Source organism: Streptomyces sp. NPDC024017, from assembly GCF_040638895.1.
Classification (GTDB): domain Bacteria; phylum Actinomycetota; class Actinomycetes; order Streptomycetales; family Streptomycetaceae; genus Streptomyces.
The window spans coordinates 593,914-619,510 of record NZ_JBEZYZ010000002.1 but is presented as its reverse complement, the minus strand read 5'-3'; the positions used below and the strand labels follow the sequence as shown (position 1 = coordinate 619,510).

At 68.4% G+C, this 25,597-nt stretch carries 22 protein-coding genes and 1 pseudogene; 8 read left to right on the top strand and 15 right to left on the bottom strand.

Features of this window, described 5'->3' with window-relative positions:
* Window positions 1-56: 56 nt before the first annotated feature.
* Complete coding sequence (locus tag AB0G20_RS07625; protein WP_361297297.1) at window positions 57-200, top strand: hypothetical protein; 144 nt, start codon at window positions 57-59, stop codon at window positions 198-200.
* A 151-nt stretch (window positions 201-351) separates the two neighbouring features.
* Complete coding sequence (locus AB0G20_RS07620; RefSeq protein ID WP_361297294.1) at window positions 352-984, top strand: hypothetical protein; 633 nt, start codon at window positions 352-354, stop codon at window positions 982-984.
* A 137-nt stretch (window positions 985-1,121) separates the two neighbouring features.
* Here AB0G20_RS07620 and AB0G20_RS07615 read toward each other — a convergent pair whose 3' ends face one another.
* The 5 genes and pseudogenes from AB0G20_RS07615 to AB0G20_RS07595 all read right to left on the bottom strand — a co-directional run.
* On the bottom strand, window positions 1,122-3,176 hold the full coding sequence (locus tag AB0G20_RS07615) for a hypothetical protein (protein WP_361297291.1): 2,055 nt from the start codon (window positions 3,174-3,176) through the stop codon (window positions 1,122-1,124).
* Entirely contained in the window at window positions 3,173-4,153 is a 981-nt protein-coding gene (locus AB0G20_RS07610; protein ID WP_361297288.1) for a hypothetical protein, read from the bottom strand. Before AB0G20_RS07610 ends, AB0G20_RS07615 begins: the two co-directional genes overlap by 4 nt.
* Before the next feature lie 22 nt (window positions 4,154-4,175).
* Window positions 4,176-5,165 carry a MoxR family ATPase gene (locus AB0G20_RS07605; RefSeq protein WP_361297285.1) on the bottom strand — a complete coding sequence of 330 codons (990 nt, stop codon included), beginning with the start codon at window positions 5,163-5,165 and terminating at the stop codon, window positions 4,176-4,178.
* Window position 5,166: 1 nt separating this feature from the next.
* Window positions 5,167-6,447 (bottom strand): toll/interleukin-1 receptor domain-containing protein, encoded by a 1,281-nt coding sequence (locus AB0G20_RS07600; RefSeq protein ID WP_361297282.1) that lies wholly within the window; start codon window positions 6,445-6,447, stop codon window positions 5,167-5,169.
* Between the two features lie 1,393 nt (window positions 6,448-7,840).
* Window positions 7,841-8,327, bottom strand: a pseudogene (locus AB0G20_RS07595) (tyrosine-type recombinase/integrase); the annotation flags it as partial.
* 94 nt (window positions 8,328-8,421) lie between these two features.
* Between AB0G20_RS07595 and AB0G20_RS07590 the strand changes: the two are divergent.
* The 5 genes from AB0G20_RS07590 (at window position 8,422) to AB0G20_RS07570 (ending at window position 11,898) form a co-directional block, all read left to right on the top strand.
* Window positions 8,422-8,673, top strand: coding sequence for a hypothetical protein (locus tag AB0G20_RS07590; RefSeq protein WP_361297279.1), 252 nt, complete (start codon window positions 8,422-8,424; stop codon window positions 8,671-8,673).
* Window positions 8,674-8,750: 77 nt separating this feature from the next.
* On the top strand, window positions 8,751-9,359 hold the full coding sequence (locus AB0G20_RS07585) for a hypothetical protein (RefSeq protein ID WP_361297276.1): 609 nt from the start codon (window positions 8,751-8,753) through the stop codon (window positions 9,357-9,359).
* A gap of 72 nt (window positions 9,360-9,431) precedes the next feature.
* On the top strand, window positions 9,432-9,995 hold the full coding sequence (locus AB0G20_RS07580; protein WP_361297273.1) for a dihydrofolate reductase family protein: 564 nt from the start codon (window positions 9,432-9,434) through the stop codon (window positions 9,993-9,995).
* Between the two features lie 275 nt (window positions 9,996-10,270).
* Window positions 10,271-11,107: a DUF2182 domain-containing protein gene (locus AB0G20_RS07575; protein ID WP_361297270.1), complete on the top strand. Its 837-nt coding sequence runs from the start codon at window positions 10,271-10,273 to the stop codon at window positions 11,105-11,107.
* A 134-nt stretch (window positions 11,108-11,241) separates the two neighbouring features.
* Window positions 11,242-11,898 carry a DUF1326 domain-containing protein gene (locus tag AB0G20_RS07570; RefSeq protein WP_361297267.1) on the top strand — a complete coding sequence of 219 codons (657 nt, stop codon included), beginning with the start codon at window positions 11,242-11,244 and terminating at the stop codon, window positions 11,896-11,898.
* A 32-nt stretch (window positions 11,899-11,930) separates the two neighbouring features.
* On the opposite strand, the gene AB0G20_RS07565 is transcribed toward AB0G20_RS07570, so the two are convergent.
* From AB0G20_RS07565 to AB0G20_RS07525, 9 genes are all read right to left on the bottom strand, one after another.
* The gene (locus AB0G20_RS07565; RefSeq protein WP_361297264.1) at window positions 11,931-12,470 is read right to left on the bottom strand and encodes a Pycsar system effector family protein; all 540 of its coding nucleotides are present in this window, start codon (window positions 12,468-12,470) and stop codon (window positions 11,931-11,933) included.
* Window positions 12,471-12,558: 88 nt separating this feature from the next.
* A complete protein-coding gene (locus tag AB0G20_RS07560; protein WP_361297261.1) occupies window positions 12,559-14,061 on the bottom strand; it encodes a DUF4407 domain-containing protein in 1,503 nt (500 codons plus the stop codon).
* On the bottom strand, window positions 14,054-15,127 hold the full coding sequence (locus AB0G20_RS07555) for a hypothetical protein (protein ID WP_361297258.1): 1,074 nt from the start codon (window positions 15,125-15,127) through the stop codon (window positions 14,054-14,056). Before AB0G20_RS07555 ends, AB0G20_RS07560 begins: the two co-directional genes overlap by 8 nt.
* The gene (locus tag AB0G20_RS07550; protein WP_361297255.1) at window positions 15,124-17,406 is read right to left on the bottom strand and encodes a hypothetical protein; all 2,283 of its coding nucleotides are present in this window, start codon (window positions 17,404-17,406) and stop codon (window positions 15,124-15,126) included. The genes AB0G20_RS07555 and AB0G20_RS07550 overlap by 4 nt, the downstream gene beginning before the upstream one ends.
* The gene (locus AB0G20_RS07545) at window positions 17,399-18,190 is read right to left on the bottom strand and encodes a hypothetical protein (protein ID WP_361297252.1); all 792 of its coding nucleotides are present in this window, start codon (window positions 18,188-18,190) and stop codon (window positions 17,399-17,401) included. The genes AB0G20_RS07550 and AB0G20_RS07545 overlap by 8 nt, the downstream gene beginning before the upstream one ends.
* A 92-nt stretch (window positions 18,191-18,282) precedes the next feature.
* Window positions 18,283-18,951: a Crp/Fnr family transcriptional regulator gene (locus tag AB0G20_RS07540; protein ID WP_361297249.1), complete on the bottom strand. Its 669-nt coding sequence runs from the start codon at window positions 18,949-18,951 to the stop codon at window positions 18,283-18,285.
* A gap of 274 nt (window positions 18,952-19,225) precedes the next feature.
* Entirely contained in the window at window positions 19,226-19,633 is a 408-nt protein-coding gene (locus tag AB0G20_RS07535) for a hypothetical protein (protein WP_361297246.1), read from the bottom strand.
* Between the two features lie 62 nt (window positions 19,634-19,695).
* A complete protein-coding gene (locus tag AB0G20_RS07530; RefSeq protein WP_361297243.1) occupies window positions 19,696-20,406 on the bottom strand; it encodes a TIGR03943 family protein in 711 nt (236 codons plus the stop codon).
* Window positions 20,403-21,428 carry a permease gene (locus AB0G20_RS07525; RefSeq protein ID WP_361297240.1) on the bottom strand — a complete coding sequence of 342 codons (1,026 nt, stop codon included), beginning with the start codon at window positions 21,426-21,428 and terminating at the stop codon, window positions 20,403-20,405. Before AB0G20_RS07525 ends, AB0G20_RS07530 begins: the two co-directional genes overlap by 4 nt.
* A 182-nt stretch (window positions 21,429-21,610) precedes the next feature.
* Here AB0G20_RS07525 and AB0G20_RS07520 point away from each other — a divergent pair, with 182 nt between their 5' ends.
* Window positions 21,611-23,509, top strand: a complete 1,899-nt coding sequence (locus AB0G20_RS07520; RefSeq protein ID WP_361297729.1) for an NAD-binding protein — start codon at window positions 21,611-21,613, stop codon at window positions 23,507-23,509.
* 138 nt (window positions 23,510-23,647) lie between these two features.
* Here the strand turns inward: AB0G20_RS07520 and AB0G20_RS07515 are convergent, their stop codons facing one another.
* The gene (locus tag AB0G20_RS07515; RefSeq protein WP_361297237.1) at window positions 23,648-25,507 is read right to left on the bottom strand and encodes a prolyl oligopeptidase family serine peptidase; all 1,860 of its coding nucleotides are present in this window, start codon (window positions 25,505-25,507) and stop codon (window positions 23,648-23,650) included.
* Window positions 25,508-25,597 lie beyond the last annotated feature (90 nt).

Below are 25,597 nucleotides of genomic sequence, written 5' to 3'. Positions count from 1 at the left end.
CGGGTGATCGGTCTCGAGCAGTATCTGGAGGCGCTGCTGAGGAGGAAGCGCCCGCCGTGGCGGCTGTCGGGGCGTCGCGGAAGAAGCGGGTCGTACCGCGCCGTACCGTGCCTCACCGGGAGAACGCGGACTGTGTCGAGGACCTGTCGATGGACTACCAGACGGTGGCAGCCGCCGCGGCGGAGAGTGTCACCATCTGAGTCAACTTGGTTGCTGGCATGAGTCCTAGCGCTCGGCCCTCTACTAGGGTTTGGGTGACGAGGAACTCACCACAGTGGGGGACGATGGATGAGCGGCGGCAGGGCAATGAGAGTGGCAACGAGCACTCTTATATTTCGAACAGTCCTTTCTATGGCGATTGGTGCAGGGCTGGGCTTAGGTGTTTACGCCGTCAGTAATGCAGGAGGCACTTACCTTTTTGCCATCACTGGTGGGTTGACTGGAGCTGTTGTCGCTATAGGCCTCGATGCCTACCGCCGGGCTGGCCGCCTGACGGAAGTTCGCGTGACCGTACCTCAGCTCAGCGAACTTACTTTCGTAGTAAATAACGATGCACGTCAGGTTTCCTGGCAGCTATTCATCGAGTCCGTTACGCGCGTCTCGGTTCAGCCCCTAGATGACGATGAGGGACTACTGCGTGAAGCTCTCACTTCGCTTTACGGCCTTTTCGCGACAACGAGGGAGACGTTGAAGGTAAGTCGACCCTCCGTCCATGCGGGCGGCGGCCTCACTGTGGAGCATTTGGCGGTCAATTTTCTGAATGCGGAGCTGCGGCCCTTCCTGACCAAGTGGCACCCGCGCCTGCGTGCTTTCGAGGAGGGATTCCCACAGCGTCCAGAAAGCGAGTGGCCGCAGGCATCTGAGTGCCGCTCTGACCTGCGGAAAGTTCAGCTCAATGCCCGTCAGTACGTCCTTGCCTACGCGCGCCTGGCAGGCGTTCGGGATGCTCAAGCGATGATTGAAGGATCACAAATCGATATCTAAACCCAACCAACTGCCCATTCCAGGCAAGGTGAAGCACGTAGGTCGCCTAGGGTAATGATGTATGGCTGAGGGTGAGGTCACCCCCTTGGGTCTGGTCCTCCGATCGGGATGTCCAGTACCTAATGCTGCAGCACATATCAGGTGCCGCCTGTGTGTACACGAACCAGTTCGGCAACAAGCGTCTGAGTCGCTGGATCAGAGTGCCGCACCCGCATCCTAATTCGAGTGCCAGCTTTGAGGTGCCCCTTGAAGCTGCCGACAGGCACTGTTGTCATGGCGCTCCAAGGCTCCAAACGGACGCGCCAGACGTCGCCGACTCGACGCATGACGATGCCATCGACCTCAGAGCCGGCCCGCAAAGTGCGCAGGGTCACCTGTCCAGGGTCTTCGACTACCTGCTTCAGTGATAGGGCGACCTCGCCAGTGAGCTCATGGACCCCTACCACCACGAGTTCGCATCGGTCGCCGATCACTAGGCCGAACTCTCGGGCATCACCTCCGCCGTAGAACCACTTCCCATCCCAGGACAACTCGGTATTAAGGACCAGTCCTCGAATTCCTGAGGGTGATGCTGCCACCGTGTCTTCCTGTTGCGCTTCGATATCGAAGCGGATGCCATGGTAGAACTTCTCCACAACGGTTCCCCAAAGCCGCTGTCCCATCGAGAGGCCGTCAGGGAGCCGGCCGCCAGGGACATCACTTCGATCGGCGAGGCGAACTGAGATTCTCAGACCTTTGTCGCCCCCTGTGATGGTGGTGACGACGACATCGAGTTCCATATCTTCTTCGATCGCGTAACTTCTTACGCTGCGGTAACTGGGCACCCAGCCAGCGCTTGCTGGGAGGTCCTGTTTACCCAGCATCCCGAATACGCGTTCGTATTGAGGGACGGTTAGGCCTGCCGACTCGGTCAAGTCGAGCAGGAGCCCCGTCAGAGTCTTGGCAGTGATTTTGGCCCGTACCAACTGCCCTTCCACCAAGTTCCCTCTGCTGACGATTCCTCTGACCCGACTGACTGAGACACGCTGTTTCTCACGGTCGACTTGGGTTACCCGCACTCGCTGAAGCCCCGTAGGAACGCGTAGACCCGGACTCTCTGTCAAGCCAGGCATCTTGGCGGCACTGACGGGCATAAATGCAGTGACCGCGGGCTCCTCGCTGAGCCGTACCAGGTATCCATGCGGACCCACGTCAAGACGTATAGGCTTGGCCATCAGTTCGCGTCGACGCGTACGGGCGTCCTCAAGTCGGTCGAATACCTGCTGTTGCTCCCTAAGTTCGGGAGCCAGTTCATTTGCGTTCATCGCGCTCAGTTGGACAGCACGCCCATCGAGGCCCACGATTGTGACGGGGCCCTTCCCTGTGGTTACCGACTTGACCGTGCGGTCGATTTCGGAGATCACCTGGCCATCTGGTTTTCCGGACCATTCAACGCGGACGCTGACCGGGTGAGTAGCAGGTACACGGATGCCGATGGGGCGCAGCGCGGAGACCGGGCCAAGGGTCAGCCGGGTGCCATCGCGCGCGATGCCTATAATAGTCTGCGGCAGAAAATGCATAACATCGAGGAACAAGCCCTCGTCAGTCGCTCCGTCGGGCCAGCCGAGCTGGGGATGAGGAAGATCCTGAGCGCGGCAAAGTTGAGCCAACAGCCAGGCCGAGGGCGTACCGAGGAGTTCCTCGGGAAGACGTGTCATCGCTCCGGACGCCCATTCGAGCATGCGAAGGCGCCGCTCCTGGGTGATGCCCCGTACCACGCTGGCCAGTTCTCGGTCACAGGCGTCCAGGTAGTCGGCCTCGGTGATGTACTTCCACACAACGCGTTCCTCAAGGCGCAACAACGGAGATAGCAGATCCAGACCGTTTTGCATTGACGAGCGCAGTTGCGCCAGGTCGAGATCGACGCCCTCCTCCGTTAACGCCTCGCGCAGTGCATGGCGCAGTTCGGTTCTAGCTCCGCCGTGCAGTACGAAACCATCCGCGGCCACGCTCTCGACCAGATCGGACTCGCACAGCCGGGCTTCGACAGCAAGGCCGCCATGAGGCATCGTCGCGCGACGGACATCTCGTAGCAGAACGAATGGAACGAAGGATGCGGAGCTGATGAGGGCGGCCAGACATCTGACTTCGGGATCGCCTCGCATTGCTTCCGGAAAGCGGCGGACCAGGCCGTCGGCCAGAGAAAGTGTCACTGCTCGCACACCACCCACTGCTCTGGCCGGCGCAACATCGTTCGGTCAGGCAAGGCTCCGAACCAGACGGCGCGGGCATGGTGGCCATGCCTGTTCAGGGTGGCGATGAGGTGCTCGAACTCGTCAACTCTTCTGGCGGGATCAGGGCCGTAGAGCCCGGAGACGAGCACGACCGCGGTGGCGCGGCGAGGGAGTCGGTAATCTTCCCACTCCCACACAGGACCGGACCCGCACCCCTCAGAAAGCGTGTGGCGGAAGGAGATGCGGTCGAGACCAGAGTTGCCGTAGGTCAGCATGGCGTCGAGCAGGGCTTGAAGGTCGAGACTTAGTGGTCCGGTGAAGAGCCCGATGTCATGGACGATTTGAATCGGCAGAGCCACCCTGCTTCTTGACATGAGCGGTAACGTGCGAACTGGTTTCCGGGCGGCCAGTAGCCGTACGACCTTCGGCACGTCAATACGCCGGCCAGGCACCTTGCGCAGTAGAAGATCGCGAATCCGGCGCGCGTCCCAGGTCGCGGCGTACTCAGTAACGTGCTTTTGTAGCAGTGATGCGTGTTCTTCGGCGGTGAGCGGCCGTTCAATGCTGTCAGTTTGGGCATCGCGCGGTGTCTGGGAGACCTCCATACTTGGCAGGACATATGGGATTAGGCCACCGTTGCGCCCCACATTTTGTGCGGAGTTGGCGGCCGAAGCAGCGTGCCCCCAGTCCCAGGCGATTGCATCCTCAGAGGACCCATCGGTGATGGGATCCTCCCAAAAGTGATCAAGCGGCATCAGCCATGAGTCAGCTGACTCATCGACGTCACCCGATTCCGTCCTGGTTGGGCCTGCATCCACGATGAGTTGAGCCTCAAGGTCAGCATGTTCGTGGAGCACACTTTGATCGAGGCGATAGCCCAGGATTCGCAGAGCCGCCTCCAGATCCGCCAAGTGCCTGCGGGCAGCGAGTACGCGCACTGCATCGCCGTAGCTCATCTCCCCCTCCGCCCGGCGCTGCTCACCATGACGTAAATAGGTTTCTGCGGACGCTTGACTTCTCTACTACGAGCCTTTCGATGAGCTGCCACTGCTCCCTATCCGAGTCGTCCCCGAGCGTGAGCATGACGCTGATGAGGTCGAGGAACTCGGCGGTGCTTGCATGGTCCTTGGCGCTCTTGGCGAACCGACTTGCCAACTCCTGCACCCTCGCCGACAGTCCTGAATCCTGTGACACGGCAGGAAAGTGAAGTCTTGCGATCTCTTCGAGCCGTTCCGCGTCCGGCCCTTCGACTGCCAGTACCACGCAGCGGCGGACGAACGCATCGGGAAGGTCTCGTTCACCGTTGGTGGTGATGATGACCAGGGGGCTCTCCGGAGCCCGATCAGAACCATTTTCCACAGTTTCGTCTATATCTGTCACGTGGAACTGGCGGCTGCCCAGCGGAACGAGCAGACCATTGCAGAAAGAACTCTCCGCCTTGTCAATCTCATCGATCAACAGAACAGTTCCGGCCCCCTGCGGCTCATAGTCCTTGAGGTAGACAGGCATGCTGCACGGTCGGCTCACTGCCGCATCCTCGGCCGCCCCTCTCCTCGCGGCCGATGCGGGGTCCAACGCCCACCACAGGGGACCAGGATCGATGTAGTTGTGAAGAGGGGAAATTTGCTCCCCGACCGTGGCAAGCTGAGCGTCACGCAACCGAGCAATTACGTCCACATTCCAGAGGAGATCCTGGGGCGATGACTCGTCGGTGACCACGAACTCGAGGTAGGCGAAGTCGAGGATGCGTGCGACGAACCCGGCGAGGCTCGACTTGCCGCAACCTGGGGGGCCAGCCAGGAGTAATGGCCGGCCAGTGATCAAAGCTACTTGCACTGCTGTGATGATCTCGGGCGTGGGCGAGTAGACGGACCCGTCACGTCTGTCGCCTTTGCGTGGTTGTGGATGCTGAGGGACGTTCGCCATGTCCGCGACGGCACTCAGTAGTGCAGCGAGCTCGGGTGACACGTCACTCTTCACTGTCTACCTCGATCTTCTTACCGCCTGAGAGCTCTGACATTTCACTGACGAATCTCCTTGCTGCGCGCTCGTCCTCGGGGGGGAAAGGATCGAGCGCGGGCGTGATCGACGTAGCCGTCCACGCCGCTGACCCGGCATGATTCAACACGATCATAACGATCCCCGGAAATCTGTTCTGCAACTCCCGAGTGACTGCCAGAGTAGTCGCGGGATTGACGGTCTCGGAGCGTAGTACCGCGTACAACTGCTGGCCGGGACGCTGACGCAGCGCAGCCGTGACTTCTTCCGGCGGCGTCTCGACAGGGAAGTTCAGCTCCCTGCGCAACGTGGCATCGGACCGACCGACCAGGTCCTGGATGGTACTTTCGCCGTGGACATCGACTAGCCGTATGACACGCGCCCTGCGGTTGCCTGCTGAAGCTCGCCGCGCAAGCAGCTCTCCGAGCCAGAGACGACGGGTAGCAAGACTGACGGCCCGCCCTGTGCCCGATACCTCCACCGAAGCGGCCCGCACAGTGCGAGCTGCCTGCAGATGGGCCCAGAGAGGAAGCGCATGCTTCACGATCCGTTCCTGGAACTCTCGGGTGAGCTGATAGGCGATGTCTTCGACTACCTCGTGGACCAAGTCCCTCTCGGCAGACCAGAGAGCAGCGGCGATGTCCCACCCCGGTTCCGTCGACCGTTCCCACGCCGGCAGATCGAGACCCAGAGTCTCGGCTGCCCGCCGAAGTGCAGCGGGTGAGGCCTGCTCTAGGCAGAGAGCCACATCGTCAATCCATCTGTTCTCCGGAGAGTAGATGTCCCGCTCCCACGCAGCGGACTCCGTAGCCAGGTGCTTAACAATCATCTCAGCGGTTTCCCGCGCGGCCTGCTCGTTTTGGTCGTTCGAGGCATGAAGGGCCAGTTGAAGGTCGATGCCCGTATCTCGGCCTAGCGTGCTATCACGCACCTGCTCAGCTTCCACCTGCAGAAGCACAGGCACAACGTGCAGGTCATGCTCGACGTGTCGGAAGGTCAAGATATTGACCTCGCGGCGCATGTATCCCGCATCCAAGGCGTCACTATCAATGAGAACGACTGCTGCTCGACAGCTATTCAGTGCCCTGTAGATGGTGGGGTCGATGGAGTCGCCAGGACGAAGATCCCTGCGATCCCACCAAACAGAGAAGCCAGCGTCCTGTAGCAACTCCTCTAACTTCTTAAGAATCCCTGACAGATAGTCTTTGCGGATTCCCTGTGCTTTGAACCTCTCGGCCCCCAGCTCCTCCAACGTGCGTCGCCGGGAGGTGTGGCTCAGAAACACCATTCCGAGGCCGCCGGGCCGTGGAGCCCGCTCAGCGTTGCGCTGGGTAGGCAGCCCCTGTCGCAGACTGGAAGCCGTCACGAGTGTTCGACCAAGCTGCAGCACGGGACGATTTGCCCGACATACCATCTCACTCGCATACGCGACCCCCGTACCGTGTCATCCCGCGCGCCCGAGGCACACTCTCACCTCTGTGCGAAGTCTCCAGGGTAGCCATCCGGTCGCCTTGCACAAGCGATTCGACCAGATACGCACCTCCATGCGGGCCCCGCCCAACTAGGCACCTGTGACAGGACCCTAGCGAGCACTGGCCCGGTCGGGGGCCGGATGCACCAACCTCATCCAACTGGCGTTCGCCCTGACCTGAGCAGCGCATAGGCCACTCCCGGTGCACGGAGACCTGCGATGCAAGCAGCCGAATTAGTCGGCGGTCGGTAGCGCCGGACGAGCCGGCAATCATCAGTGGATAGGCCCGCGCCTGGACCTCTGCGGGACCCTCCGCGGGTTGCGGCACTGGGGGAACGCAGCCCGTCTGGCGCTCCGAGTGAGCACAGACCGCAGCTGGCTGTGGACCATTCGTGGACGGCCAAGGCGGGAACGAGCGCAGCAGCGCTGTTACCCGCATGAATGCTCGGGATGCAGGCAGCCTCCGGAGCCGTATGCAACCACGGCAGTGACAAAAGCCGTGACGGCAACGAGCACCAGCAGCGGATCTGTCCGGCCGTTAGTGGAGCCGAGACGGGCCGCGAGCGCATTTCCAGGCCCGTGCCCGCATCCCTAAACGCTTGGCCGATCTCGGGTCGGACTCTGCGTTGTGTCCCCCATATGCTCCCTGGCGCGAGGGCAGTGGTCTTTGGCCAGCTCAGCAAGTGGCGAGCTGGCCTGCTGTGGTCTCAATCCGCCCTCGATCCGAGCGCGTCCGATGTCGTCCGCTGAGGACCGCACCCCCCCCCTTGATCAGGTATGACGCAGGCTTTCGGACGCCCACGGACACCCCCGGACCAAGACCGGACAACTCGTAATGCGTAGGTCTAGTAGCGGACCGCACCTCAGGTCGAGCCCCGGGGAGTGGACGGGGAGTGGATCAAGAAAATCATGCCGCGCGGCTCCTAGGCCGACCAACGCACACCAAGCCCCTGACCTGCACATACATTCAGCGACCCTGGTCAGCGATCTTTCCGCATACTCTTCGGGACGAAGAGGTCGTGGGTTCAAATCCCGCCACCCCGACGCTGGTCAGAGACCACATACGGCTCTCGTATGTGGTCTCTGTCATGTTCGGGGGGCCAAACGAATTTGAGCAGGCCACCGCGTCGCCCTCTTCCTCGTCCTCCGCAGTCTCCCCTTCCTGCTCTTCGGCGAAAATGTCATCCATCGCTTCGGCACCCTGCGTGATCACGGTCCGGAGCTGCTTTCGGTAGACCGCCTCTGTGGTCGCCTGACTGCTGTGACCGACCAAGAGCGCGATCCGCTCCAGGGGGATGCCGTGGTCGGAGAGCAGGGACACGAAGCTGTGCCGGAGCTCCCGCGGGGTCCACTCAGGCTTCAGTCCGGCCTTCCTCACGACGGCCTTGAAGTCTCGCCGTGCTTGCGCACCGAACGCCACACCGCGACGTGGGGCGGGATGCCGGCCGTCGTCTCCAGGAAGACGTGATCCCAGGTGGGGGGCGCGCCTCTTCCGTGCGCACACCGCTGAGGAGCGAGAGCACCAGGTAGGCGTACAGCCGTGACGGACGCGCGGCGGTGAGCACGGCTTTCGCCTGCTCCAGGTTCAGTGCCTTGCTCGGCCGACCGGGGCGCCCCTCCGGCGCGGTGAGCAGTAGGGCGACGTTCCGCGCAGCCTTGTCTTCAGGTCCCGGATTTTCTGGCGAACTTCGGTCTTCGTCTTGCCGTACACCTTGGGTCGAGGTTCGCCAGTGGAAGCGCTGGGAGTCAGGCCAGATGCCGAACGAATTCTGCCAACCGATCATCGCGGCCCTCTTCGGCACCGTGACGCGCGCGCTCTTCCCGGCGCCCGCGCGACAGGACGGGGACAGGGAGATCCTGGCAGCGTCCGGCATGGAGACGCTGGAGATCGTGAGCCGCCTCAACCGGTCCGACGTCGACAACGCCACGCTCGATGCTCTGCGGATCACAGCGGACCGGCTCGCCTCGGAGTTCCCATTCATGCCGAGCGAACAGCTCCTCGTCTAGGGACGCCAGTGGCTCCGCCGTGTCGGCGAACTCCACACGAAGAGCCTCACACCCGCGCAGCACCGCGAGGTTCTCGCGTGGCTTGGTTCGCCCTCACGACCGGCGACTACCGCGGCGTCATCGCGGCGGCGATGGCCGGAGCCGAGACGGCGACTCACCACGGCGTGGCCGTGCAGCTCGCTGCCCAGGAAGCCAAGGCATGGGCGCGGCTCGGAGACCGCCGGCAAGTCGAGGCCACCTTGGACAAGGGGCGGCGAATGCTCGAGGGGATGCCGCACCCCGAGAACCTGGACGACCACTTCGTAGTGGACCCCGCCATGTTCGACTTCTACGCGATGGACTGCTACCGCCTGGTCGGTGAGGACAAGCTCGCGCGCACGCTCGCCGAAGAGGTGCTGAGGGTAGGAACGGACTTCGACGGCACCGACCGCTCGCCGATGCGTAACGCTGAAGCTTGCGTCACGCTGGGCGTCACGGCGGCACGTGAAGGCGACCTAGAGCAGGCATTGATTATGGGTGTGCGTGTCCTTGAAGGCGACCGCAAATCGGTGCCGCCGCTCATCATGACCAGCCGCAAACTCGCTGCCGAAATGCGGCGCCGCTACGCCGCAGAACCTGCGGCGCAGGACTACCTCAATCGACTCCACACCCTGGCAGAGGAGAAGCCCGGTTTCCTGCCGCGGTGAAGTCCTGACCGATGAGTTTTGCGCGCCGTGCTGGTCTGTACGCCGAATACCGACTCACGGGAGGCTGACGCCATGCGGAAACTGACCTTCGGCATGAACATGAGCCTGGACGGCTACATCGCCGCGCCCGGTGACGACCTCGGCTGGAGCGTGCCGAGCGACGAGCTGTTCCAGTGGTGGTCCGACCGGGTGGGCGCGACGGGCCTGGCGCTGTACGGCCGCAAGCTGTGGGAGACGAAGAGCTCCCACTGGCCGACCGCCGACAAGCAGCCGGGTGCCACACCGGCGGCGATCGAGTACGCCGGCCGCTGGCGGGACATGCCGAAGGTGGTGTTCTCCTCCACGACCAGCACGGTCGACTGGAACACCCGTCTGGTCACCGGCGACGCGGTCACCGAGATCACCAGGCTCAAGGCCGACGACGACGGCCCCATGGACATCGCCGGTGCCACACTCGCCGCGGCGGCCATGCGGGCGGGGCTGATCGACGAGTACGCGATCGTCACCCATCCGGTCCTGGTGGGCGGCGGCACGCCGTTCTTCACAGCCCTGGACAACTGGGTGAACCTGAGCCTGGTGGAAACCCGGACGTTTCCCGGCGGCGTGGTGCTGACCAGGTACGAGACCAGGCGCTGACCGCGCGACTGGCGTCCAGGGTCATGCCGCGTCGGAAGGTCGGTCGCCCTGCCTGATCACAGCTCTGACCAGCATCAAATGCAGCGTCACCGCAACTTCCCGGCGGGCAAAACAGGGGGCCGAACGTCACAGCCGCGATCGGACGGTCCTGGACCGTATTGGACAAGGTCGGAGCCGAATAGGCAGGCCGGCGACCCTCGAGGTGACCGGCTGGGCCCGGTCGCGGCGCAGGTGCGCGTGTGCTGTTCTGGAAGCAGCCGCAGGAGGCAACACCGATGCGTCGCAGCCGGACTTCCGCCTTCGTACCCACCCGGTCTCCCGCCCCCACCGGAGCGGGCGGGGGGTTGCTGCCCACGCGGGATCTCGCGGCCGCCTGGATCGTCGTCGTCCTGATCGCGGTGCCCGCCTGGGCGCTGACGATCGGACAGGCCCGGGACATGGGGGTCGAGCCCGGCACCATGGGGATGGCGCTGCCCCTGTTCCTGCTGCTCTGGGTGACGATGATGGCGGCCATGATGCTGCCGTCCATGGCACCGGTGGCCCTCACCTGGGTGCGGGGCATCGGGCGGCAGTCCTCGGGCTGGACCCGGGCCGCCCGCTCCATCGAGTTCGTGGGCGGATATCTGCTGGTGTGGACGGCCTTCGGACTGCTCGCCTACGCGGCCCTGGCCTTCACCGGCGGCGTGGTGGACGACCACCCGGCCGCCGGACGCTGGATCGGCTCGATCGCCTTCCTGCTGGCCGGCCTGTACCAACTCGGTCCCCTCAAGCACGTCTGCCTGCGGCACTGCCGCGACCCGCTGAGCCATCTGGTGCGCTACACCGGCTTCCGGCGACCGGCCCGCGACCTGCGGGTGGGCGTCCACCACGGCGCCTACTGTGTCGGCTGCTGCGCCGGACTGATGGTCGTCCTCATTCCGCTCGGCGTGATGAACGTGGCCGCGATGGCCGGACTGGCCTTGGTGATCTTCATGGAGAAGCTGTGGTCCCGGGGCTTGCTCCTCACCAGCGTCGTGGGCGTCGCCTTCCTCGTCCTGGCCCTGCTCGCCCCGTTCCAGGACTGGCTGCTGCCGGGGCTGCAGGGCTCGATGGCGTCGACGGACGGCATGTGATCACGCCTGTACGTGCCGGGACGAGAGGTGCAAGCTGGAGGGGAGGCCACCCTCCCGATCCCGGGAGCGGGCTCGGGATACGCGGTCTCGCCACTCCGAGTGAGCTCTTTCGGGCTCGGCAGGAGGGAAGCGAGATGACAGAACAGGCCACCACCGTCATGCGCTGGCACCTGGCCGGCGACTGGTTCGACGTGTGCAAGTGCGCCATACCCTGCCCCTGCACGTTCGCGCAGCCCCCGACCTACGGTGACTGCGAAGGCGTACTGGTCTGGCACATCCGGGAAGGCAACTTCGGCGACATACGGCTCGACGATCTCAACGTCCTGATGCTCGGCTCCTTCGAGGGCAACCCGTGGGCCGGCACGCATACCGATCCGTACGCCGCGGTCTTCCTCGACGAACGCGCCGACGACCGGCAGCGGGCTGCACTCGGGGCCGTCTTCGGCGGTGAGGCGGGCGGATGGCCGGCACAGTTCGGGGAGATGTTCCACCCCGAGATGCGTGGCATGGACATCGCCCCCATCCACGTGGAGATCGACGAGGACCTTGCCACCTGGCGAGCCGAGATCCCAGACCGTGTCACGGCGGCCGCCGAGGCTCTCACCGGCCCGACCACCCCGAACGGCGCACGTGTCCAGGTCCACAACGCCCCAGGCGCCGAAGTGGGGCCCGGCCAGATCGCCACCTGGGGCCGGGCCACCGTCGACCGCGCCGACGCATTCGGCTTCTCCTGGGAGCGCTCCGGCAAATCGAGCAAGCACTTCCCGTTCGACTGGAGCGGCCCTGGCTGAGGAGTCGGCTGCCCGGCCTCGTTGCGACACCGCTACTCCATCGACGCCCCTGTCACTATGCCCAGCAGCGTGAGTGTGACGAAGGCCGAGCCCCACGCCAGTGCGTGGCGTATGCAGCGGTACTTGGTCCAGGCCGTCTGGGACAGGACCGCCAGCTGGCTCAGGTCCCGGGAGACCGGGTCGGTGCGGCGGACCGTCCGTTCCAGCTGGGCCATCGACATCGCGAGTCTCGCGTCGCCGAAGTAGTGCGTGCGGGAGTGGTGGGGGTTTCCCAGCCGTGGGGTCACGGCCAGGCCCAGCAGGACGAGTGCCGGCACGCAGGCGGCGCAGCCCGCCCAGAGGAGGACCTGCGGGACCGCCGGGTACAGGCGCGGGACGATCACACCGCTGCCGATCGCGCCGAGCAGGGCGGTCAGGGCGGCGCCCAGGGACGCCAGCATCAGACCGGCCTTGTTGTCGGCCCTCACCAGTTCCTCACGAGCCTCGGACAGCAGGACCCTGGCGAGTTCCGCGCCGCGGTCGGTGCCGGTGGGTTCCGGGCCCGGGCCCGCATCGCCTCCGGGTGTGGTCATGTCCCCCTCCTCCTTGCCGTCGGTGTCGGGCGGCCGCCCCGGCGTGCGGGGCGGCCGTGGTGCGGAGTTCCTCGTGCGGGCGGGTGCGTCAGACCGCCGACGACCGGCGGATCTCGTCCTCCAGCGCGTTCACGGCCTGCCGGACCCGGATGTTCATCGCGGCCGTGTGCTCCCTGGACGCCGCCTCCGACTCGGCGCGGTGGCGCCGGACGTCCTGCTCGATGGCGTCCTGGGCGATCTCCAGGTTCGCCATGGCCCGGCGCTCGGCGAGCCGGACCTCCTCTCCGTGGATCTTGACCGCGCTGTTGCTCTCGCTGCTGAGCATCCGGTCGTACGCGGTGTCGCCGCTCATGTACTTCACCAGCACGGGAAGCATGTCGAGGAGCACGAACAGCAGGCGGACCAGCCAGATGCCCACGAACAGCACCGCGTTGCCACTCGCGAGTCCGTCGAGTGCCCGGATCCGTTCCAGGACACCGATCTCCTTCTGCTTCGCGCGTTCCTCGTCCAGGCGCCGCTCGATGCCGTCGGCGCGGTTTTTGAGGAACGCCCCGCGGGACGAGGTCAGCTGGGCCTCGATCTTCGAGATCCGGTTGTGCATGCCGGCGAGTCGCTTCTCGTTCTCGCTCGTGCGGTGCGTGGTCCGGTAGTCCTGTGCCTTGTCGCGCAGGCGCAGGCATTCCGAGGTCCGCTGGTAAAGGCCGGTCGCGGCGATGCGGATCAGCCGGCGGCACTCGTCGCGCACCTCGGAGTCGATGGCCTCCAGCCTGGTGGTGTCCCGGTCCACCCGCTTCTGCAGGGTGGCGGCGTCCGAGCGCAGGGCGCCCAGTTCCTCGCCCCGCTCGCCGGGCGTCGCACCGAAGGAGAGGACGTACGTCCTGTCGCACCCCTCGGGCACGACGGCCTGGGTCGTGGACGGCACGGGGTTGCAGCGGACCAGGTTCGTGCGCAACCGGTCGACGGCGTCCGTACGTTCGTCCGCGACGCGTTCCTCGATGGCCGTCTGGAAGATGCGCAGGACCAGCGGCTCGGCGATCACCACACCGAGCAGGAGCGCGATCAGCAGGCGGGTGAGGAGGGGGCCGGCCCGTCGCCGGGCGTTCGGCTGGGGGGTGACCAGCCAGCGGTCGAGGTTGAGTACGAACAGCATCCAGATGACCGTCGGTATCAGGGCCAGGAAGGAGACCCTGCCGAGCGCCTCGGTCGCGAAGTTCCACATGGAGAACGCCGCGATGACGGAGGTGCCGAGCACCACCCCGCCGAGGGCCGTGTACTTGCTCCGCTCGTACTTGACCCTGGCCAGCAGTTCCTCGTCGACACCGGTCAGGGCGCGCAGGCGTCGTGCGGTGTCGAAGCCGGAGAGGCGGCGGACGGAGCCGCCGACGGGGCCCTCTCGCCGATCGCCGCCAGCGGGTTCCTCCCGCCGATCGGCGGCAGCGGCCCCCTCCCGCCGATCGCGGGCGGCGGGCCCCTCCCCCGCGGTGCGGGCAGCGGTCCGGCCGTTCGCCGCACGAGGGGCGGCATCCTCGCCATGGGCCCGGTCTTCCGCGGTGCCGGAAGCCGTCACAGGGTTCGTCAGGAAGTCAGTCAACGAGATCGTCCTCGTCCGCGACGAAACCACCCTGCGCGTCGCGTGCCCCGGCCCGCCCCGCTGCCGCGCGACCGGGGCGCGCCGTCCCCGGCTCGACCATGCGGGTGCTGTCGGCGGCCGTTGCAATGCCGGGCACGGCCTGGCCGCCGGTCTCCCGCAGGACCTGGTCCAGGACCTGGTGATAGTCGACGTACTCGCTGCCGCCCATCTGCCGCAGCAGCGTCAGCAGCATGTCGCGGCGCATCTGCGCCTCCGCCGTTTCCCGCGCCTGCGCGTGGGCCCGGTCGGACGTCTCGGCCTTGTCGCGTCGGGCCGACTCCTCCTCGGTGATCCGGTGGATCCGGGCGGCCGCCTGCGTGACGTCGATCTCCTGCCGGGCGATGCCGAAGGCGTCGACGTGGTCGGACCCCTGGGAGAGCAGTTCCGCGATCCGCCGGGCGTCCTCGGTCTCGAAGTCGCGCTGGCCGCGCTGGAGTTCCCAGGCACGCCGCTCGTCGCGCAGCTTCTGCTCCCAGTCGCGCAGATCGTCCGAGGCGTGCACCTCGGCGCTGACGAACTCCACGCTCATGCCCGTGACCCGCGGCGGCACGATCGCGCTGTAGGCGGTCATACGGTGGCTGACCTCGATGCGTACGGCATTGACCTCCTCCACGCGGTGCCCGGCGCCCATCCTCGGCAGGTCGGAGTCGCCCATCAGGTAGGCACGCAAGGGAACGGCGACGTCGATGATGCCCTGCCGGGCGATCACGACCGGGTCGGTCACCTGGCAGGTGAAGGCCGCCCGCACCGTGAAGTTGTCCGCCTCGCTCATCGACGGGAGCGTGCGCTCGACCTCGACCAGTCGGGCCCGGGTGTCGACCAGGCTGACCGACGAGGCGTCGAGGACATCGGGGTGGGACGGGTCGAACACCATGCCCTCGGGGAAGGTGCGGTAGTTCCCGCCGACCCTGAAGACGTAGGCCGCGCCGGGCGGCAGGGGCGGCACGTCCTCGCGGCGGCGACGCCGAGACCACCAGGTCCCCTGGACCGTGGTCAGGATGTGCTCGGCGATGACCGGGTAGTTCACTTGCTTCGGCCTCCTTGAGCGGAAGGGAAGGGTGCGGTGGGTATGAGGCGCGCGGCGACCCGGCGGGGGTCCGCCGGCGCCCGTCCGCGCAGTGATCCGAGGAGCACCTGCGCCAGTTGGCGGGCGCCGGGGATCGCGTAGTCGGGGTGCTTCAGGGCGAGGGACAGGTGGTGGCACAGGGCGGCCCACTGCCGGCCCGTCATGGCGTTGCGCATGGCCTCGCCGAGTTCGTGTACGGCGCCGGTGACGGACGGGTCGTCCCGCAGTTGCACCAGCGTTCGGCACAGCGCACTGACCGCCCGGCTCCGATTGCCGCTGTGCAGTACGTCGGCCCACAGGGCGCCGAGGTGGCGGGCGCTGTCCGGGACGGTGCGCAGGAGGGCCGCGGTGACGGGCTCGGCGGTCTCCAGCCGGACGGCCTCCAGCAGTTGGACCGTGGTGTGCAGCGCGATCGATCTCTCCCGCGACCCCGGCCCCGTCCTGGCGATCACGGTCCGTACGTACCGGAGGATGAACAGGACGCGCTCGGGGTCGTGTTCGGCGGTCTGCAGGAGAAGGACCAGCGAACGGCGGGCCGAGAACGCGATCCGCTCCCCGCGCTGTGTCAGGAACCAGAGCCAGTTGAGCGCCTCCAGGCGGTACAGCGAACCCAGGCGGCCCGTCAGCGCCATGGCCGCTGTCAGGGCGCGGCCCTGGCCGCTGTTGTCCGTCCAGCTCAGGACGATGTTCAGAGCCTGCGGCGCGAGATGCTCGACGTCGCACATGAACTGCAGCGTCAGGGCGGCGGTGACCCGCTGGTTGGTGAGCCCCTCGGACCACACCTTCAGCAGGTTCTCGTCGACCTCGACGAGAGCGTGCCGGGCCAACAGCGCGACGCCGCGGGCCACCTCGGTGCGGGTGTCCAGATCGCCCCGCAGGGCGAGGTCGCCCAGCCACTGGCGCAGCGGGTACCAGAGCCCGTATCCGTACAGGTCGTGCAGTTCCGCGATGACGAGCTCGCGGACGCGCGACGAGGTGAAGACCAGGCGCCGCTCGCTGCGGCCGGCGTCCCGGCCCTGGCCCGGCCGGTGCTCGGTGGTCACGAGCCCCACCGCGCGCTCCTTCCACCGGGCCCGGGACTGCCGGGCCACGGCCCCGCCCGGCACCTTCCTCGTCTCCTCCTCCGCCTCGGCTGCGGGCCTCTCGCCGCTCTGCTCCCAGTTGCGCACATGAGCGGCGAGCGCGGCGCACTCCTTCTCGAACGTCCGCTCCGGCACTCCCTCCAGGAAGGCCAGGGCCGCGAGCGGGAGCAGGTCGTCGGCGGAGGGCTGCTGCCGGAACCACTCCTGGACCCGCTCCCGGTACCGGTCCCGGAGCGTGTCCAGCGCCTTCTCCGCACCCTCCCGGGGCAGGATCACGGCCGCGGCGACGACGTCCCCGGGCCGCCGCTGCTCACCGACCCGCTCCAGGAGTTCCTGCTCGGTCTCCGGTGCGAGGGGGGTGTGCGGCAGCATCTCCCGGCAGTGCTCGAACAGTTCCACGGGGTCCGGGGCACACCACGGCACGCAGTGGTCGCGCAGGGCCAGCCGCCGGCGCGTCGTGTCGGCCGCCGTGACGACCAGGTACGACCCCTTGCGGCGCAGTTCCTCGCTCAGCCGCCCGACCTCGTACGCCTGCACGGCCCGGTCGGGCAACTCGCCCACGTAGTCGAGGATGACGTATCCCTGACCCGGTCTGAGGTCACGCGACGCGGCGAGATCGGCGAGGGCGTTGGCGGGCGAGAGGCTGCGCAGCCTCGCCTCGTCGCCCAGGATCTCCCTGAGCAGGGCGAGGGAACCCGCGCCCCGGCCGCTGTTGTCCTGGCCGGTCAGCACCACGAGAGAGTTCTCGCGCAGCTTGTCGAGCGCCTCGTCGAAGCAGGGCTGCGGGGGCAGGTAGAACCGCAGGGCCCGGCCGGCTTCCTCGGGCTCGATGGTGCCCGGGGCGAGCCCCGGGGAGGAGGCGGCGCCGAAGCCGAACGCCGCTGCCGTGGCGTCGACGACGCCGTAGAAGTTGTTGTTGACGAGTTGGTGGACGCGGCGGAGGTCGTCGTAGCCGCGGTCGTCCTCCTCCCGTTCGTCCGGCTCCCTGCGCCGCCCGGGGGGCTGATCCGGGCTCACCTGGTCCGGGCTCACACCCTCGTCCCCGGTCTGCGGTGCGCTGCCGGTGTCGTCCGGCTCGGGCGGCTCGGCGTCCTCCTCGGGCGTGAGGACGGGCGGTATGCCCAGGCCGTCGTCCGGGGCCGCTGCCACGTCAGCCACCGGCACTCCCGAAGCCGAAGACGGCCCCTCGGGCGTCGACCGAGCCGGCGATGTTGGTGACGTTGATGTTGTCGCTGCGGTACTCGTTGCTGATGGCCGGCCCGCCCGCGGCGGCCGGCTCCGGCCGGTCCGCCGCGGGCTCCCCCGGCACCGGGGCCGCGTGCTTCCCCCGCTGCGCGGCCCCGGGCTCACGCGAGGCCACGGCCGGGGCGGGCACCCACAGCCAGGCAGTGGCCTCGTACTCCTTCACCTGCACGGTGACGCGGGTGAAGTCCTCGGTGGAAAGGCTCGTGTGTCCGCCCGCCACCGTGGACCGGAAGACGTCGTCGGACAACAACAGCGCCAGGTCGGCGTCGGGGCGGGCGGCCAGGGCGGCGTAGAGCGGCTGCGCGGCCAGCAGGCGCGCGGTGGCCACCACGGCCGTGCCGGCGAAGCCGTTGTCGGCCAGCTCCACCAACCCCTGGTGGACGACCGCCCGCAGCCGCATCCGGGCCTCGGGGACGCGCTGTGCGTTGTATTCGCGCAGTTCGGCGACGAGATGGCGAATGTAGTCGTCGACCAGCCGCGGCTCGGTGCCGTCCAGGGGACGCACCGCGAGCTGCTCGTCGCCCTTGCGCTGGATCTGCCACTGCGCGCGGTCCAGGCCGGCGCCCCTGGCGGCGGCATCGAGAATCCGCGGCAGGTCATGCTGGGTTTGGGACTGTCTACGGTCGTTCTTTCCGCCGTAGGCCTCTGCGTCCACGGCTATACAGGCGCAGGGGCAGAACCCGGACCACTCAACCACCCGATCATTCCTCTCTGGGCATGCCATGAGCGGACACCGCTCACGAAGTGCTGCCCGAGAGGCTAGGAGAGGGGGCGAGAAGTGATCCCGTACTAATACGGGTTGTCGGCCACGACTTTGGCGAATTCAAGCAGTTTCGGGACGTCACAGATGGTTATGTTGCGGTAACTGCGTTCCACCAGTCCCTTGGCTGTCAGTGCGGCCAGACTCTTTTCGGCCGTGTTGAGTGCGAGGCCGGCCAGCGACGCGAGTTCCCTCTGGGTGAGCGTCACGCCGAGGTCGCACCGTGTGCCGTCGCCGTCCGGCACGGGCTGGGCGTAGGCCTGGCTCAACTCGGCGAGGACCCGGGCCAGCCGGGTCATCGAGTCGTAGGCCTGGAAGTCGACTCGGCGCCGGTTGGCCCAGCGCAGGCGGGCGCACAGCATGTGGAGGATGGCCCGCATGGCGTCCGGGTGACGGGTGAGGAAGGTTTCCAGCGCCCGCATCTGGATGATGCGCGCGGTCACGTCACTGCACGCGACGACCGTGCCGGACCTGGGACGTTCCTCGAAGGCTGCCATCTCACCGACCAGGTCACCCGCTATACGGACGGCGAGCAGCATGTCGTAGCCGCTCTCCGCGCTGGCGACGACCTTCACGACTCCGCTCGTGATCAACAGGATGTGCCGGCTGTCGTCGCCCTGCTGCAGCAGCGCACGATGCGGTGGATAAGCGATCGGGGTGCCCTGCTCCAGGAGTTCTTCGCGTGTGACGTTCCGCAACCGGCCAAGAAAGGTGGACGGCGGCCACGCGTGATTCACCAGCACCTCCGACGGTCTCACTCCGCGGCGCGTCGCGCCGTTCAAGCCTGACCATGCTGCCGTCGAGTCGTGCCCCGGCGAACAGAAGGGAAGAGATGTGGCCTGTTCTCTCGCGTTCCAGCCTGAATTGACCGAACGGGCGTTCCTCACAGAACGACTGACCTGAATACCGGCGAGTAAATGAACTGCTGTCGGGCCGTTTTCGGCGCCTGGCGCTCGCGGCCCTCCTCTGGAGCTAGGACAGCAGCCCGGCCAGCGTCCCCGCCAGGGTGAGGGTGAGGAAAGCCGCGCCCCACGCCATCGCGTGGCGAATGCGGCGGTGCTTGGTGCCGGTGGTGCGGGTCAGGAGCTGGGGTGGGGTGTCGGCCGTCGCCGGGTGGACTCTGCCCGCCAGGCTCAGGAGGACCAGGGCCGGGGCGCAGGCCGCGCAGCCGGTCCAGAGGAGGAGTTGGGGGATCGGGGCGTACTGGGCCGGTGTGATGACGCCGGCGGCGATCGCGGTGAGGAGGGCGGTCAGGGCCGCGCCGAGGGTGGCCAGGGTCAGGCCGGCCCGGTGGTCGGCCTTCGCCAGTTCCTCGCGGACCGCCTCGGGCAGGAGCGGCCGGTCGAGTTCCGCCGTGTGCTCGCCTTGGAGTGTGGTCATGCGTACCTCGCTGGTCAGCGGTTTCTCCCGAGTACCCCAACGGGACTGTTTCACACGGCAGTTCAGGTGTTCCACGTCTCGTCGTACGGGTCGGGCGGTGTCGGGACCGGGCGGGAGCCGGTCACCTCCAGGTACGGGATCGGGCCGTTGTTGACCGGGTCCTTCGTGCGGCGGGGCGTGTAGGTGCCGGTGATCTCCAGCCAGGTGTCCGGGCGCAGGACGGGCGGGATGTCGCCCGTCAGGGCGATCTTGACCGGCTGGGCGTCGGCAGCGCAGCAGTTGAGGCCCATGCGGACCAGGTAAGGGGCGCCTGTCCGGTCCAGCGTGACGAAGCCGGTGATCTTCAGCTCGCGGTCGCGGAGGGAGCGGCCGTCGTCGTAGATCGCGCGGCCGGCGTAGTCGGCCACGGCGAGGCGCAGGGGCGCGTCGCCGGTGGGGAGGGCCGGGAAGCCGAAGGGTTTCGTCAGGGCCGTGCCCGTGTGCGCCGCGCTGTAGGAGCCCAGGGCCGGCGGGGCGACCAGGATCAGTGCGAAGACCGGGAGCGTGAGCAGCCAGGAGATGCGGGGTTCGCGGTGGTGGTGGTCGTGGGCGGGGGTGCTGCGGCGGTCGTACCAGAGGGTTGCCGCCGCCGTGGTGATGAGGGCCGCGCCTGCCAGGAGGACCAGGGGGCGCAGGCCTTCCTTGACGTAGCGCAGGTAGAGGTCGGTCGTGCCGGCGTGCAGGAGGGTCGCGCCGAGCAGGAAGAGGAGGGCCGTCTGGGCCAGGCGGTTCACAGCAGGACCGTTCCGGTCAGGGCCGATACGACGACGGCCAGGGCGAAGGTCGCGGGGGCGAAGCGCAGGGCGAAGGCGCGGCCGAAGGTGCCCGCCTGCATCGCGAAGAGCTTCAGGTCGATCATCGGGCCGACGACCAGGAACGTCAGACGGGCCGTCAGGGAGAACTGGGTCAGGGACGCCGCCACGAACGCGTCCGCCTCCGAGCAGATGGAGAGCAGGACGGCCAGGGCCGCGAGGACCAGGACCGACAGCACGGGGTTGTCGGCCGCGAGGCCCAGCCACTGCGCCGGGACCACCGCCTTCAGGGTCGCCGCGGCCATCGCGCCGACCACCAGGAAGCCGCCCGCGTGCGTCACGTCGTGGCGGACCGAGCCCCAGAAGGCCGGCCCCTTGCCCTGACCCTCGTACGACGCGCGGGCCGGGGTACGCAGCCAGTCGGTGCGGCCGAGGCGGTGCCAGAGCCAGCCCATCGAGCAGGCCACCAGCAGGCTCGCGACGAAACGGGCCAGGACCATCTCCGGGTTGCCGGGGAACGCCACGGCCGTCGCCGTCAGCACGATCGGGTTGATGGCGGGCGCCGAGAGGAGGAAGGCCAGGGCCGCCGCCGGGGTGACCCCCCGGCGGACCAGGGCGCCGGCCACCGGCACGGACGCGCACTCGCAGCCCGGCAGGACCGCGCCCGCCGCGCCCGCGACCGGGACGGCCAGGGCCGGGCGCTTCGGCAGGGCCCGGGCGAAGAACGACGGCGGCACGAACACCGCGATCGCCGCCGACAGCAGCACGCCGAGCACCAGGAACGGCAGCGCCTGGACGATGACCGCGACGAACACCGTCATCCAGCTCTGCATCACCGGTGCGGCCAGGGCCCCGCGGATCGGGTCCTGGAACATCACCGCCGTGAGCAGCAGAAGGGTCAGCAGGAGGGAGGAGTTGAGGTGCCGGCCCTCTTCTCCGCCGCCGTCCGCCTCGATGTCCTCGCGCTCAGCGCCGTCCTGCGGGGCGGTCTTCGTGATGGCCACGGGCCCGGTACCTCCGGTGGTGCGCGAGGGCATTCCCCATTCCCTCCCCTTGCGTACGGACGGCGACGGCGCGGCGTTCACGCAACACCGTCTTCTTCTGGAACCGGTGGTCCCGGTGAGGCAGTCTTCTCCTCGTGGGGAGCGTTCCGAACCAAGGCCAGCCGAGTGATCCGGCCACGCACATGATCGTGTGCGGTGACGACGGGCTCGCGCACCGGCTGGCCGCCGAACTCCGCGGTGTGTACGCCGAGCAGGTCACGCTCGTCGTACCGCCCTCCGGGAGACGGGTGCGTCAGCCCGTGGTCGGACGGGCCCGGGCCGCCTCGGCGGCGCTGCTCGACCGGGTGGTGAGCGCGGCCGCCGGCCGAGCGGGGGCGGGCGGTGGCGAACCGGCCTCGAGCGAGCAGGTCGTCGAGGCCGCCGAGGTCACCGAGGCGGTGCTCACCGAGGTGGGTGCCGACCGGGCGGCGGCGCTGGCGCTCGTCTACGACGACGACGAGACCAACATCCGCGCCGCGCTCACCGCCCGCCGGCTCAACCCCCGCCTCCGCCTCGTACTGCGGCTCTACAACCGGCGGTTGGGGCAGCACATCGAGGAACTGCTGGACCAGACCGCCGCCGTCGCCTCCGGGGACGGCCAGGGAGCGGGCCTCGACGCGTCGACGACGGTGCTGTCCGACGCCGACACGGCCGCGCCCGCGCTGGCCGCCACCGCCCTGGTCGGCACCAGCAAGGTCGTCCAGACGGAAGGACTCGTGCTGCGTGCGGTGGAACGGCAGCCGCCGCGGCCGGGCGAGGTGGCCGACCCGGGGCTGTGCACCCTGGCGCTGCTCTCGGCGACGAGCAACGACCCGGCCGGTGCGGACGGTTCCGAGGGCAGCGGGGAGCACGGGCCGCACCTGCTGCCGGACGAGGCGGCGGTGGCGTCGGCGACCGGCCGCGGGACCGTCGTCCTGGAGCAGGTGTCCTACTCCGGGCCGTCCCTGTCCGCCGGGCGGGGTGGTGTGCCGCCGTTCGCCTCGCTGTTCTCGCGGCGGCTGCGGTGGTCGCTGGCCGGGCTGGTGGGCTGTGTGCTCGCGCTCGCCGTCGGGTTGATGATCGTGACCGGCGAGCATCCGCTCTACGCCACGTACGTCACGCTGCTCGACCTCTTCGGCATCAACGATCCCGCGTTCCACAAGTCGACCGCGCGCCAGGTCCTGCAACTGCTGTCCGGGCTGGTCGGGTTGCTGCTGCTGCCGGTGCTGCTGGCCGCGGTGCTGGAGGCACTCGGCACGTTCCGCACCGCGTCCGCGCTGCGCAAGCCGCCGCGGGGACTGGGCGGGCATGTGGTGCTGCTCGGGCTCGGCAAGATCGGGACGCGGGTGCTGACCCGGCTGCGGGAGCTGCACATTCCCGTGGTGTGCGTGGAGTCCGATCCGGACGCGCGGGGGATGGCCACGGCGCGGCGGCTGCGGGTGCCGGTGGTGCTCGGGGACGTCACGCAGGAGGGGGTGCTGGAGGCCGCGAAGATCCACCGCGCGCATGCGCTGCTGGCGCTGACCAGCGCGGACACGACCAACCTGGAGGCCTCGCTGTACGCGCGGTCCGTGCGGCCCGATCTGCGGGTCGTGCTGCGGCTGTACGACGACGACTTCGCGACGGCCGTGTACCGCACCCTGCGGGCCGCGCATCCGTTCGCCCTCACGCGCAGCCGGAGTGTGTCGCATCTGGCCGCGCCCGCGTTCGCCGGGGCGATGATGGGGCGGCAGATCCTGGGGGCGATTCCGGTGGAGCGGCGGGTGCTGCTGTTCGCGGAGGTGGAGGTGGCCGGGCATCCGCAGTTGGAGGGACGGACGGTCGGGGAGGCGTTCCGGGCCGGGGCCTGGCGGGTGCTGGCGCTCAACACGTCACCTCCCGGGGGGCGGCGGGCAGAGGGCGAGGCGTCGGGTGAGGAACGCGCACCGGCGGCTTCGGGGCTGGTGTGGGACCTGCCGTCCACCTATGTGCTGGGGCCCGGGGACCGGGTGGTGCTGGCGGCGACGCGGCGGGGGCTGGCGGAGTTGCTGGGGCGGAGGAGGCGGGATCGGGCGGGGGCGTAGACGCCGAGCGGGTCCTGCGCTGCCCGGCGTCACGACATGCTCGGCGGTGCACTCAGGCCGGGGCGTTGCGCAACCCGGCGCAGCGGGGTGCCGCCCGCGCCCACCCGTGCCGCCCCAGGCGGCACGCATGCCCGCGGTTCACGGACGTCGGCTCAAATGCCTCTCCGCGAACTCCAGCTCCAGCCGCACCTGCTTGATCCGCTCGTCCACCACCAGCGAGCCGTGCCCGGCGTCGTAGCGGTAGACCTCGTGCACCGCGCCTCTCGCCTCCAGGCGCTTGACGTAGTTCTCGATCTGGCGGATCGGGCAGCGGGGGTCGTTGACACCGGCCGAGATGTAGACCGGGGCCTTGACCTCGTCGACGTAGGTGAGGGGGGACGAGGCCTCGAAGCGGTCGGGGACCTCCTCGGGCGTGCCGCCCATGAGCGTGCGGTCCATCGCCTTCAGCGCTTCCATCTCGTCGTGGTACGCCGTGACGTAGTCGGCGACGGGGACCGCCGCGATGCCGAGGGTCCACGCGTCGGGCTGGACGCCGAGGCCGAGGAGGGTGAGGTAGCCGCCCCAGGAGCCGCCGGTGAGGACGAGGCGGGCGGGGTCGGCGAGGCCGGAGGTGACGGCCCATTCACGGACCGCGGCGATGTCCTCGAGTTCGATGAGGCCGACGCGGTGCTTCAGGGCGTCCGTCCAGGCACGGCCGTAGCCCGTGGAGCCGCGGTAGTTGACACGGATCACCGCGTAGCCGTGGTCGACCCAGGCCGCCGGGCCCGCCGCGAAGGAGTCGCTGTCGTGCCAGGTGGGGCCCCCGTGGATCTCGAAGACCGTGGGGAGCGGGCCGGTGGTGCCCTGCGGCTTCTGGACGAGGGCGTGGATGCGGCCTCCCGGCCCCTCCACCCACACGTCCTCCACCGGCACCGAGCCGGGCGACTTCATGCCGGGCGGGTCGAGCACGACACCGCCCGTCGTGGAGCGCACCGCCGACGGCTCGGCCGACGAGGACCACAGGAACTCCACGCTGCCGTCGGGCCGGGCCGTCGCGCCGGACACCGTGCCCTTCGGGGTCGGGATCTCCGACAGGGTGCGGCCGGCCAGGTCGTAGCGGAACAGCTCGCTGCGGGCCTCGAAGCTGTGCGCGATGAGCAGGCCGCTGCCGTCCGGGTACCACTCGGCGCTGACGTCGCCCGGCAGCTCCAGCGCCAGGTCCGTCTCCTCTCCGGTGGCCACGTCCCACACCAGGGGCTCCCAGCGGCCGCGGCGCTGGTGGCCGATGAGCAGGCGGGTGTCGCCGTCGACGGGGGCGAAGCCGAGGACCTCCAGGCCCAGCTCGCGGGTGCCGCCCTCGGTGTCGTCGAGGTCGGCGACCGGCGTGCCGTCGGGGCGCAGGACGCGCAGCGCCGAGTGCATCGCGTCGCCGTGCTCGGTGTGCTCGATGGCGATGAGCGAGCCGTCGTGGGAGAGGTCGCCGACGCCGGCCGACTCGCGGTGGCGGTAGATCTCCACCGGGTCCTCGCCCGTGCGGACGAGGTGGATGGTCGTGCCGTCCTCGTCCGTGGAGCGGCCCACGACCGCCGTACGCCCGTCACGGCCGAGGGCGAGGCCGGCCGGGTAGGAGGCCTCCAGGCCCGCGGCGGCCGGTTCGTCCGCGCCGCCCGCGAAGGGCTGGCGGCGCCACACGCCGAACTCGTCGCCGTCCTTGTCATCGAACCACCAGATCCACGCGCCGTCCGGGGACAGCACGCCGTCCGTCGTGCCGTTCGGCCGGTCCGTCACCTGCCGCTGCTCGCCCGTCGACCGGTCCCAGGCGTACAGCTCGTACGTCCCGGTCGCGTTCGAGACGAACAGGGAGCGGTCCGGCGCGTCCTCCGCCCAGTCGGGCAGGGACACCCGGGGCGCCCGAAAGCGCTTCTCCCAGTCCGGCATCCGCTCCTGCTGTCCCGCCTGTACCTCTTGCTCGTGCTGGTCCCGCTGATCCCGCGCGTCGGACCCGTTGCTCTCAGTCATGGCCCCATACTGCACGCCCCGGCCGACAATTCGCTGGCGAGGTCCCCAGCCTGTGGATAACCTCCACCGGTCCCCCCTCCGAGCAGGCAG